We start from the raw sequence: 12,654 nt of genomic DNA, 5'->3' as shown, positions 1-12,654 counted from the left end.
TATGGTGGATAACCGAAAGGCTCACAACGGCGGCATCTCGCTAGGGTTTATTGCCCGGATCTTTCTGCGTCTGTGTGGCGGCCTGTCTGGCTTCTTCCGCCAATGCTTCAACCTCTTCTTCCGTCAACTGCTCTGCCGCTTCATGAACTTTCGCCAGTCCTTCATTAACGGTTACTGCTTTAGGGTCATCTGGTGCATCATGCGTGGTCATCTTTCTACCTCAAATTGAAAATAAGCCGACAAAGATAAGTGTAGTCGACGACGAAAATTCGCCACTTTCTCGCCCATGTAAAGATGATTTACCGCTTCTTTCCGGCTCGCTTTATGTGATAATAATTATCAATTACATCGTATCTATTATTCAGGACCTGACCTCATCGACGTCAACGGGCGGTTCCGCCCCGGTATTAAAGATGGCGCCGTGGACAAGAAAAAGGCGTCTGCTGCCGTTGCGTCGGCGGGAAGGTTACCTGACGGGACGTTGGCATGTCAGAGTCTGAGCTCAGAATGCTGTTCAACCACTATGCAGAACGGTTAGAACGCTACCTCAATCATAAACTGCGCGATCCTCATGTCGCCGCGGATCTGGTGCAAGAAAGTTTTTTACGCCTGGCGCAACGGCTGGAACAGGATGATGATGTAGAAGACAAAAAGGCGTATCTCTACAAAACGGCCAATCACCTGCTGCTCGACTATGTACGCCATCAGCGCCGCTGGCAGCTGGCTGCAACCGACGACGCGGCCACGACGCTGGAAGCGCTGCCGGATATGGCCGCACAGCCAGATCGGACGACCATCGCCAGACAGGAGTTGGAGCGGCTGGCTGACGTACTGGCGACGCTGCCTGAACGCACACAGCAGATATTTCGTCTGCACCGCTTCGAGCATATGACTCAGGCGCACATTGCAAGACAGCTGGATATTTCGCTCAGCACCGTTGAGAAACACCTTGCTCTGGCCCTGCATACCATGATGGCAATTCGCTTATCATGAAAATAATCACAGTTTTTTTACGGGATTATTGTTGTCAGACGTCTACATATTCAGAACCCCTATATCACATCAGGCCTACAGCATGAACGATTATCCCGCTGACATCCGGCAGCAGGCGGCGCGATGGGCAGTACGTCTGGCCGAAGCCCCGTTGGACGAGGAACAGGAACAGGCATTCCAGCATTGGTTAGCGCAGGATCCCCGCCATCATCACGCGCTGGAACAAGCGGGGATGCTTTGGCACAGTCTGGGATCGCTGAATACCGAACAGCAACAGGTGTTGCTACCGTTACGTCAGCGCTTAACCCCCCATGTTCATCGGGCCACACAATGGAAAATCGCGGCCATACTGCTACTGGCCGTCACCATCGGCACGGCGTGGATTTCAGACGCGCTTCTCATGCTGCGCTCGGATTATCGCGCCGGGCATCAGGTCAAACACGTCACGCTCCCGGACGGTAGCCAGGTCGATATGGATGCCGGCAGTGCCATTACGCTCGCCTATACGCCGTATGAACGACGGGTCAAGCTGTTGCAAGGTACAGTCTGGTTTACCGTCACGCCGACGAACCCACGGGAAACGCGCCCCTTTCTGGTTGACGCGGCCTCAGGAACCACGCGGGCGCTGGGCACGCAATTTATTGTGCAAAATTCGTCGCCGCTAACCACCGTTGGCGTGCTGGAGCACCGCGTTGAAGTCACGGCCGGAGGGAAAACGCTGCGGCTTGATGAAGAGCAGGCCGCACGCTATAGCGAACAGGGGATAACGCGCGTCCCCGGATGGAAGCGTCGCGAGCACGACGACTGGCGACGCGGCCTGTTGGTGTTTCATCAACAGCCGCTGGCTGTCGTCATCGCCCGTCTCAATCGTTACCGTTCCGACACGATCGTCATCCCCAGTTCAGCGCTGCGCCAACGCCGGGTCAGCGGCATTTTTTCGCTGCACGCGCTGGATAGCGCCCTGCAAACCATGAGCGCCGAGCTGGGGGCGAAAGTGATATCGCTGCCGGGCGTCACAATCCTGTACTAACCGCTTTCTTTTCACGTTCTCTTTCCCACGCCTGACGGCTTGCTCAGGCGTGACCATTTTTTATCAGCCCCTCTAACGTTCACAAACCGCAATGCGTCGGCGAAAAATTTTTAACTATTTTTTACGGGTTCTGTCATCTCAGCCGTCTTTATAATTGGGTAATGATTTTTATTATCATTTTCATTAAGGGGAAATGGATTGGTTATCCCTTTGTTTATTCATGCTTATTGATGACATCGCAGACGGCAGACTGGGCAAAATGTTTAAAATAACATCACAGCAGAACACCCGCTTATTACAACCTACCCCCCTTTTTCTTGCCGTCGGCATCGCGCTCTCGCTGTGCGGCGTCCATGAGGAGGCACAAGCAGAGACACCGCCCGTCAACGTTCAGGGCCCCGTTCGTCAGGGCGTCGTCTTCTCCATCAACTCGCAGCCGTTAAGCAGCGCGCTGCTGCGTTTCGCTGAACAGGCGGGGTTACAGGTCTTTTTTGCGGACGTCAAACTGGAAAATATGCAGGCCACCTCCCTCCAGGGGCGCTTCACACCAGAGCAGGGGCTACGCAGGATGATCGGCACTAACCCAGTCGATTTCCAGATCGGCAGCAACGGCGTCATTACCCTGCGCCCTCGTTCAACCAACGTCGATACGGCCAAAATAGACGATGTGATCACGGTACGCGCCTTTACCGTCGCCAATCCCGGTGACTGGATCTACGAACAGCCGCGCGCAATCAGCGTTATTTCACGCGAGCAGATGGATAACCGCCCTTCCCGCCATGCCGCCGACCTGCTGGAACAATCCGCTGGCGTTTACTCCAGCGTCAGCCAGCAGGATCCTTCGCTGTCGGTGAACATTCGCGGCATACAGGATTTTGGCCGCGTGAATATGAACATCGACGGCGTGCGGCAGAATTTTCAAAAAACTGGCTACGGTCAGCGTAACGGTCAGATGTATATCGATTCGGAGCTGCTCTCCGGCGCAACCATTGAAAAAGGCGCGACAAACGTGATGGGCAGCGCAGGTACGCTGGGCGGTGTCGCCACGTTTAACACCGTTAGCGCCCACGATTTTCTGGCGCCGGGTAAAGAGCTAGGCGGAAAATTGCACGCCAGCACGGGCGACAACGGCACGCATTTTATCGGCAGCGGCGTGCTCGCGCTGGGTAACGAACGCGGCGATATTCTGGTCGGTGCCAGCGAGCGTCATCTGGGCGACTACTGGCCGGGAAATGATGGCAACCTCGGTAATATCCGTATTCCCGGAAATTCAACTAATTACGATGAGTGGGCGAATAACTTAAAGCATCAGAAAGTGACCAGTGCGGCCTACACCATGCGCTCGCGACTGGCGAAAGTCGGCTGGAATCTGCCTGCCAATCAGCGCTTCCAGCTCAGCTATATGCAAACGCAAACCTCTTCTGAAAACGCAGGGACGTTGTCCAATCTTTCCAATACCGAACTGGGTTGGAAAGCCAGCGGACACAGCGAGATTATGGCACGCAGTACTGCGCTGGATTACAGCCTGAAGCCGGACGATCAGCGCTGGCTGGATTTTAAGGCCAAGATTTATTACGCCGATACCAATAACGACACCGACAACTATGCTACTTCTAATAACAGCGCCTATCAGGAGAGCACGCGACTGCGCACCTATGGCGCGCAAGCGCAGAATACCTCTACGCTGTGGCAGCAAGGCGCGCACGATCTGAAAGCCGACTACGGACTGGATTTCTATTACGACAAGATCACGACGGACAGCACCAATAGCACGGCCAGTAACGCCACCCCGGAAGGGAACCGTGCGATGGCCAGCCTGTTCGCGAACCTGAATTACGCCTACGACGAATGGGTAACGCTGCAAGGCGGCCTGCGTTACGATCGCTACCGGTTACGCGGCACCACCAGTATCAGCTATCGGGAAATTCCCTATACTGTAGCCAACCCTTGTCGGGAAAACTCAATCTTACGCTGCCCTGCTGTCACCACCACGCAGGATTGGAATGTCGATGACGAACACGGCAAACTTTCCCCCACCTTGTTTGCGGGCGTCCGCCCCGGCGTTGAATGGCTACAGCTGTTCACCAGCTATGGTCTGTCCTGGCGGCCGCCATCTGTCAGCGAAACCTTTGCCAACGGCACCTACAGCGCAGGTAACTATTACCTCTATCCAAACCCCAACCTTAAGCCGGAGCGTTCCCGCGCCTGGGAAGTCGGGTTCAATATTCAGCAGCCCGACCTGCTCGTCGATGGCGACAGGCTGGTCAGCAAGGTGTCCTACTTCGACACTCGGATAAACAACTACATCAGCCTGAACGGCGCGCGCACTAAGCCGGGCTATAACGGCTATTCCCTCAGCAATTCCGTGTTCCAAAACAACCTGACAAAGAGCCGTTTCCGCGGCATGGAATACCAGCTTAATTACGACGCGGGCTTTCTGTATGTCGATGCCACCTACACCCACATGATCGGCAATAACGATTTCTGTGCGCCAATGGCCTGGATGGGCGGCGTCACGACCGTCGGCGGCACCAGAAGAAACTACTACTCTACGCCTGTCGATACCACGGCCAGTGATTTCACTTGCCAGAAAACGCTGTTACTCAGCAACGCGGCCTATCTGCCGGGCGACCGCGGTTCCGTCACGCTGGGGACACGCATCTTCGATCGCAAGCTGGATATGGGCGTCACGATGCGCTTCGCTCCCGGCTATCAGGACGCTGCCGCACCAGCCAACTCCGCCTATTTAGCCGACTGGCCCAAATATGAAGTTTACGATCTGTACGCCAGCTATCGTCTGACCGACAGCCTGACGGTACGCGGCTCCGTCGAGAATATCGCTAACCGTACGTACATCGTGAGCTATGGCGAATCACTGGGTTACACGCCAAGCCGGGGAAGAACGGTGCAGGCTGGCGTGGAGTACCGATTCTAATTTCTCTGTTTCCCCACGCGGGAGGCAGGAAAACAAAGGGGATGGCTCATCCTCTTTCACGACAGACACGGATGACCGTGACTGTAGATCGTTAGTTAATGAGGAATCTATTATGAGTTTTGCAATTACCTACGATGCCTACTATGCCAATTACAGCATTACCAGCTACCTGACTGAATGGTCGGCAGCGTTTGGTGACGTTAACCATACCGCAGGTAATACCCAAGTCGGTGGCAATAATACCGGGGGCTTTTACGGCGGCGATACCTTTATAGACGGTACTCAATATGCGATCACGAGTACGCAGAACGATTTCTCCGCGCTCATTGCCGGCGGCGATCTGACCTACAGCCTCTTCACGCCTCCAGCCCACACGCTGTACGGCGATCTGGACAGCCTGTCCTTCGGGAACGTCCTGCAAGGTGGTACCACCGCGGGCACCACGTACTCTCTTGCTGAGCCGGAAGTCACCTTCAGCGGACTGGATCTCTCCACGGACGTTGCCAACCTGACCGTTAGCGATCGCGGTGTCGTTCATGACGTGATTTACGGCCTGATGAGCGGTCAGGTTCAGCCGCTGCTGGATGCGCTGACTAACGCGGGTATCGATATTAACGCCAGCCTGGATAGCCTGAGCTTCGCAACAGCGACCTCCGATGCTGCGCTTTCTGCCGATCCCGTGGTTGACGTGGTTGGCGTCGCCGAAACGGCCGATCTGCTGGCGGCATAAGAAAACGGCCAAAAGATGACGCTTTTAGCCGTTTGAGTGAACACCGTCGCGGTACGGAGAGAGTCATACCCTAAATACTTCACGCTGCACGGATGCGGCGTGAAGTATGACGGGCAAGGCACCGCGACGGTCTACTGAGTGTAATAACCCTTGCGAAGGGGCGTAAATAGCGGTATGACTTACCCCTTTTCCCGCTTTCGTAGTGTGAGTATACCGACGATGCTATTAAAGAAAGAACATCCTCTGCCCGCATCCCGCCCGGCGTCTTCTGGCAGGGAGATTTTTGATGCGCTGGCCGCCTATCGCCAGGGATTCTGGGGAATTGGCCTGTTCAGCGCCGTTATCAATTTGCTGATGCTGGCGCCCGCCGTGTATATGCTTCAGGTTTACGACCGCGTCCTGCCTTCCGGCAACATCATGACGCTGACCATGCTGACCGTCATCACGCTGGGCCTGTTTTTATTAATGGGGTTGCTGGAATGGATACGCAGCGCCGTGGTGATCCGCCTCGGTACGAAGATGGACATGCGGCTCAACCAGCGCGTCTACAATGCCGCATTTGAAAGCAACCTCAAAAAGGGGGCCGCTAGCGCAGGACAAGCCTTGAACGATCTTACCGCGCTGCGCCAGTTTGCCACCGGTCACGCCCTTTTTGCCTTCTTCGATGCACCGTGGTTTCCGGTTTACCTTCTGGTCATATTTATACTACATCCCTGGCTGGGCGTCATGGCGCTGGCAGGAGCTGCTGTGTTGATTTTACTGGCGTGGCTGAATCAGCAATGTATCCGTGAACCACTGGCGCAAGCGGCGAAAATCACCGTTCAGGCTACGCAGCAGGCCAATGCGAACCTGCGCAATGCCGACGCCATCGAAGCAATGGGCATGCTGCCCGCACTCCGTGAGCGCTGGCTGACCCAGCATAAAAATTTCCTTTATTATCAAAACGTTGCCAGTGAAAAAAGCGCCAATATCACATCACTGTCGAAGACGACCCGACTGGCGCTCCAGTCGCTGATGCTGGGGCTGGGCGCACTGCTGGCCGTCAACGGCGACATCACCCCCGGCATGATGATTGCCGGATCCATTCTGGTGGGTCGCGTACTTAGCCCGATCGATCAGATCATTGGTGTCTGGAAACAGTGGACGCAGGCCAGACTCGCGTGGCAACGCATCAACACGCTGCTCGATAGTCACCCGGTGAGACCTTCGGGTATGGCCCTCCCCGCGCCAACCGGCAAACTTCAGGCTGAACAACTCAGCGCCTGCGCCCCTTACTCGCGTGCGCCTCTCCTCGCCAATATCACCTTTGAGCTGGCTCCCGGCGACGTACTCGGCGTGTTAGGCCCTTCCGGTTCCGGTAAATCCACCCTCGCCCGCCTGCTGGTTGCCTCCATGCCCGCACTCAGCGGCAAAATCCGGCTGGACGGCGCGGATATGCACCAATGGGATAAAAGCGATCTGGGGCGTTTCATTGGTTACCTGCCGCAGGATGTGCAGCTTTTCAGCGGCACCATTGCCGAAAATATCGCGCGCTTCGGTGAGCCGGAAGCGGAAAAAATCGTGGACGCCGCCGTTACCGCCGGTGTTCACGAGATGATTCTGCGACTGCCGCAAGGTTACGATACCCCGTTGGGCGAAGGCGGAGCCGGTCTATCCGGCGGTCAGAAGCAGCGAGTGGCCCTCGCCAGAGCCATTTACAACCGCCCTCGACTGATTGTCATGGATGAGCCGAATGCCAGTCTGGATGAGGACGGCGAGCAGGCTTTACTGGCGGCGATCGCCACACTGAAGGAAAACACCAGTACACAGGTCCTGATCACACATAAGCCCGCGCTACTCTCTTGCGCCAACAAACTGCTGGTTCTTCGCGCCGGGCATATACAGTATTTCGGCGCTACAGAACTGGTACTGAAAGCGCTCCAGCGAGCCAAACCAGCCAGTCCCCCCGTCAGCGGTACGACACCGCTCAAGACAGCTAACGAATTTAGCCCGACGACACCCGGTTCGGCAGGATTAAAGCAGGTGTACAACGTGTCGACGCCGCGTCGGGCCAATAACGCTCAGCACACTGACAACGGCGTCAGCCGTCAGGGCTTCGATAACATGACAGGGTAAAGAGGGTAATTATGTCCGCGTTACGCAAAATCACAGCCTCACCGGCAATCCCCGCTCATCTGGCTGAGGAGAATGTCACCACGATGCCCTTGCATACTGATGCCGGGCGCTATTTATCGCGCGGTGTCTGGCTGGTTCTGATCGGTTTCGGAGGGCTATTGCTCTGGGCGGGAATCGCGCCGCTGGATAAAGGCGTCGCCGTATCCGGTCGGGTCATTGTCGCGGACAATCGTAAAGCCGTGCAGCCTGTCAGTAGCGGACGCATCGCTTCGCTCACCGTGCGGGATGGCGACCACGTGCAGGCCGGGCAAGTTCTTGCCACGCTGGATCAAACGCCCGCTCAGGCACAACGTGACAATCTCGTCACCCAGCTTCAGGAAGCGCACGCGGGCGAAGCGCGCCTGCTGGCGGAACGCGACGATCTGAGTACGATTGTCTTCCCCGCCTCTACAGAGCAGCACAGTACCGTCACACAGCAAATTCAGATCGCCCAGCAGCAGCTTTTCATCAGCCGTCGCGCCGCGCTGCAACAGGAACGTACGGCAATGCAGGCTGCCATCATCGGGGCAAAAGCGCAGTCGCAGGGGTCACAGGCGCTGCTTGCCAGCAGTCAAACGCAATTCCAGATTATCAGCGAGCAGCTGCGCGGGCTGCGTCCGCTGGCGCAGGAAGGCTATATCGCCCGCAACCGCCTGCTGGACGTCGAGCGACAGGCCGCCCAACTGGCTGGCGCGATTGCGCAGGAACGAAATAATCAGGTACAGCTCCAGCAGCAGGTTGTCGAGCTGGAGCAAAAAATTCAGCAGCGTCAGAACGAATACCAGAAAGAGGTACGCGCCCAACTCGCCGATACCCAGCGTTCCATTCAGGACCTCACCCAGCGCCTAAAAACAGCGGAATATGAACTCCAGCACACGCACATTCGCGCGCCCGCCAGCGGTACGGTGGTTGGGCTGGCGCTGCACACTGAAGGCGGCGTGGTAAATAGCGGACAGATGCTGATGGAGATTGTTCCCGATGGGCAACCGTTATTAATTGACGCTCAGCTACCTATCGAGCTGGTAGACAGAGTCAACAACGAGTTACCGGTCGAGCTGCTGTTTTCTGCGTTCAACCAAAGCACTACCCCTCGTATTTCCGGCGTTGTCGCACTGATCGGTGCCGACCAACTCGTCGAACAACAGACGGGAAAACCCTATTACGCACTGCGTATTCGCGTTGATGAACAGGGTAAACAGCAGCTCGCCGGACTGGATGTTCGTCCCGGTATGCCGGTGCAAGCCTTTATTCGTACCGGTGAGCGCTCCCTGCTCAACTACCTGTTTAAACCACTGTTCGATCGCCTGCATCTGGCGCTGACCGAGGAGTAATTATGCTGCGCCTTTCATCCGTTTATCGCGCGGCAATCCGCTCCCGTTATGCCATCCCCCTTGTTCTCACGCTGTACTACAGCGCACCGACTCAGGCACTGGGGCTAATGGAAGCCTGGCAGCATGCGCTAACCCACGACCCGGCTTTTCAGGCTGCCGTGCATGCCCGTAACGCCGAAAGCGAAGAGCGGAACATCGGACGCGCAGGACTCTTACCGAAAGTCACCTATGACTACAGTCAGTCCCGCAACGACTCCACGGTCACGGCGAGCGGTCATCAAAGCGAACGCGAGTACACCAGCCGCGCCTCCAGCTTTTCCCTGCAACAGCCGCTGTTCGACTATACAGCATGGTCGCGTTATCAGCAGGGTGAAGCCAGCGCCGTGCTGGCCGACGAACAGTTGCGCGATGCCAGTCAGCAGTTGCTGGTACGTCTGTTTCAGGCCTACACTAACGTGCTGTTTAGCCGTGAACAGATTGCGCTGGTTCAGGCTCAGCAGCGCGCCTATCGCGAGCAATACCAACTGAATCAACGCCTCTTTCAGCAAGGCGAAGGCACCCGCACGGATATGCTGGAAACCGAAGCACGGGTCAACCTGACGGAAGCGCAGCTCATCGAAGCGCGGGACAATCTGGATATCAGCCTGCGTGAACTGGAGACACTGCTGGGGATGCCCGTTGGTGTGGATCAGCTTGCGACGCTAACGCCACGCTTCATGCCGCAACCGCTTCAGCCTGCGGGCTACCAACATTGGCAATCATTGGCGATGCGCCACAATGCTCAGCTATTAGCACTAAACCAGTCGCTGGCCGTGGCGAAATACAGCATTGAGCGTAACCGGGCGGGTCACCTGCCACAGGTCACACTGGTCGCCAGCGCGCGAAATACGCAGTCCGATACCGAAAACAGCTATAACCAGAAATACGATACGCGCTCAATTGGCCTTCGCGTCAGCGTACCTATTTTTTCCGGCGGCGGCGTATCTGCGGCAACGCGTCAGGCTAAGGAACGTTATCAGCAGGCCGCACAGGAAAAAGATGAACAGACGGCGGCCATCCAGACTGAGCTGCGCCGCCAATTTAATCTGCTTACTAGCAGCCAGGCAAAAATTCGCGCCTATGAACTGGCGGAGACGTCAGCGCTGGCGCTGGTCACCGCCACACAGAAAAGCGTTCAGGGCGGAGAGCGAGTCAACCTCGATGTATTGAATGCCGAACAGCAGCTTTACGGCGCCCGACGCGACCTTACCGAAGCGCGTTATACCTGGCTGACGGCCTGGCTACAGCTGCGTTACTACGCCGGTACACTGGACGAGCAGACATTGCGCCAGTTAGCCGCCTATTTTATCCCTGCCAAGGGCGTACCACGGCACGATTGAGCCAATGGCGTTATCGCGGTCAGCATCAGACCGCACGCGTGGCGCGTCGGGGAAATAATTCGCCATATATTCTAAAATATTTATAAGGATTTCATACTAATAACCGATTACGCTAAAAAAATACATTCCCTCTGTATTTAAGGAGAAAAAGAATAAAACAAAAGATAGCGATGCGCCTGACCTCAATGCCACAGCCCACGCCTATCTCCTTATTTTCACCTCATCATCCACCAGCCAACATTGACTTTCAGGCAGAATGGGGATTCACGCCATCTTTATAAAGCTACTTATTGAAAAACAATACAATAAATGAAAACAACCCTTTATGAGTAGCCAGGCTGAAATTAAATTGGTTTTTCCTGCGAAAAAAATTAACCGAAATAGAAATTAAAATAAAATTAACAACAACAAAACAAAAACAAGCATTCAATAATTTTAAAGAAAACACCCAATAGAATTAACAAAAACACAATCAAGCGCCATAGCAACTCATTACTAAATTAATCTTACAGTTAATAAACTAAATAAACCACAAAAACATCATTATTGCGATCGAGATCTTCTATTTTCAGCAAATAACGCAAAGATAAAAATTAATAGATTTAGATCAAAAAAACAAATAACAACCCGTCCATATAGTACCGACAGTAACAACGTATTTATTTTAATTTTAACGACATCCGTTCATCTTATATAGCAATGCAATGGGGCTACTATGGATTTCATCATTCAATTAGTCATTGTCCTTATCTGCCTTTTTTATGGTGCAAGAAAAGGTGGGATCGCGCTGGGTTTATTAGGCGGGATTGGGCTTGTGATTCTGGTCTTTATCTTTAAACTACAGCCAGGTAAACCACCGGTAGATGTCATGCTGGTCATTATTGCCGTGGTGGCGGCATCCGCGACGCTTCAGGCATCAGGTGGGTTGGATGTCATGCTGCAACTCGCGGAGCGCATGCTGCGACGTAACCCGAAATACGTCTCGATTATCGCGCCGTTCGTCACCTGTATTCTGACAATCCTGTGCGGTACCGGTCACGTGGTCTATACCATTCTGCCGATTATTTACGATGTCGCCATCAAGAATAATATCCGACCAGAAAGACCGATGGCCGCCAGTTCAATCGGCGCACAAATGGGGATCATCGCCAGCCCGGTGTCTGTTGCCGTGGTGTCGCTGGTCGCGATGTTGGCTAACTTCACCTTCCAGGGTAAGCATCTGGGGTTCCTTGACCTGCTGTCAATTACCATCCCCTCTACCCTGCTGGGCATTCTGGCGATCGGGATTTTCAGCTGGTTCCGCGGTAAAGAGTTGGACGAGGATGCTGACTTCCAGAAATTCATCGCCGACCCCGAAAATAAACAATATGTCTATGGCGATACCGCCACGCTGCTGGACAAAAAACTGCCGCGCAGTAACTGGGTCGCGATGTGGATTTTTCTGGCAACCATCGCTTCCGTTGCGCTTCTGGGCGCAGATGAAGCGCTGCGTCCGGTCTTTAACGGAAAACCCCTGTCGATGGTGCTGGTTATTCAGATGTTTATGCTGCTGTCTGGTGCCATCATCATTATTGCGACCAAAACCAATCCGGCATCGATCTCGAAAAATGAAGTGTTCCGTTCAGGGATGATCGCCATCGTCGCGGTATACGGTATCGCCTGGATGGCCGAAACCATGTTCGGCGCGCATCTGGAAGAGATCAAATCCACGCTCGGCTCATTGGTGAAAGTCTATCCCTGGGCTTACGCCATTATCCTGCTGATTGTATCGAAGTTTGTTAACTCGCAGGCAGCGGCACTGGCGGCCATTGTCCCCGTTGCGCTGGCGATTGGCGTCGATCCGGCGTATATCGTGGCGTCTGCGCCTGCCTGTTACGGTTACTATATTCTGCCGACCTACCCAAGCGACCTGGCGGCGATTCAGTTTGACCGTTCCGGCACCACCAAGATCGGACGTTTCGTTATCAACCACAGCTTTATCCTGCCGGGACTCATTGGCGTAACCACCTCCTGTATCTTTGGCTGGGTGTTTGCCGCGATGTACGGCTTCCTGTAATTCCGTTCTCCGCATGCAAAAGCCGCCCAACAAAAATGGGCGGCTT

Annotated in this window: 9 protein-coding genes; 8 read left to right on the top strand and 1 reads right to left on the bottom strand. The window is 54.8% G+C overall.

Features of this window, described 5'->3' with window-relative positions:
- Positions 1 to 40: 40 nt before the first annotated feature.
- A complete protein-coding gene (locus EDC54_RS17840; protein ID WP_165904252.1) occupies positions 41 to 211 on the bottom strand; it encodes a hypothetical protein in 171 nt (56 codons plus the stop codon).
- 275 nt (positions 212 to 486) lie between these two features.
- On the opposite strand from EDC54_RS17840, the gene EDC54_RS02875 reads away from it, so the two are divergent.
- From EDC54_RS02875 to EDC54_RS02840, 8 genes are all read left to right on the top strand, one after another.
- The gene (locus EDC54_RS02875) at positions 487 to 993 is read left to right on the top strand and encodes an RNA polymerase sigma factor (protein WP_132453011.1); all 507 of its coding nucleotides are present in this window, start codon (positions 487 to 489) and stop codon (positions 991 to 993) included.
- An 82-nt stretch (positions 994 to 1,075) separates the two neighbouring features.
- The gene (locus EDC54_RS02870) at positions 1,076 to 2,023 is read left to right on the top strand and encodes a FecR family protein (RefSeq protein ID WP_132453009.1); all 948 of its coding nucleotides are present in this window, start codon (positions 1,076 to 1,078) and stop codon (positions 2,021 to 2,023) included.
- Positions 2,024 to 2,282: 259 nt separating this feature from the next.
- A complete protein-coding gene (locus EDC54_RS02865; RefSeq protein WP_132453648.1) occupies positions 2,283 to 4,958 on the top strand; it encodes a TonB-dependent receptor in 2,676 nt (891 codons plus the stop codon).
- 112 nt (positions 4,959 to 5,070) lie between these two features.
- Entirely contained in the window at positions 5,071 to 5,688 is a 618-nt protein-coding gene (locus tag EDC54_RS02860) for a heme acquisition protein HasA (RefSeq protein WP_132453007.1), read from the top strand.
- Positions 5,689 to 5,907: 219 nt separating this feature from the next.
- On the top strand, positions 5,908 to 7,803 hold the full coding sequence (locus EDC54_RS02855; RefSeq protein ID WP_165904251.1) for a type I secretion system permease/ATPase: 1,896 nt from the start codon (positions 5,908 to 5,910) through the stop codon (positions 7,801 to 7,803).
- 11 nt (positions 7,804 to 7,814) lie between these two features.
- The gene (locus EDC54_RS02850; RefSeq protein WP_132453005.1) at positions 7,815 to 9,173 is read left to right on the top strand and encodes an HlyD family type I secretion periplasmic adaptor subunit; all 1,359 of its coding nucleotides are present in this window, start codon (positions 7,815 to 7,817) and stop codon (positions 9,171 to 9,173) included.
- 2 nt (positions 9,174 to 9,175) lie between these two features.
- A complete protein-coding gene (locus EDC54_RS02845; RefSeq protein ID WP_132453003.1) occupies positions 9,176 to 10,552 on the top strand; it encodes a TolC family outer membrane protein in 1,377 nt (458 codons plus the stop codon).
- A 715-nt stretch (positions 10,553 to 11,267) separates the two neighbouring features.
- Positions 11,268 to 12,608, top strand: a complete 1,341-nt coding sequence (locus tag EDC54_RS02840) for an anaerobic C4-dicarboxylate transporter (RefSeq protein WP_132453001.1) — start codon at positions 11,268 to 11,270, stop codon at positions 12,606 to 12,608.
- Positions 12,609 to 12,654: the final 46 nt, after the last annotated feature.

It is taken from the genome of Samsonia erythrinae (genome assembly GCF_004342665.1).
GTDB lineage: Bacteria > Pseudomonadota > Gammaproteobacteria > Enterobacterales > Enterobacteriaceae > Samsonia > Samsonia erythrinae.
The sequence above is the reverse complement of the archived record's forward strand: the minus strand, read 5'-3'. Positions and strand labels throughout refer to the sequence as shown.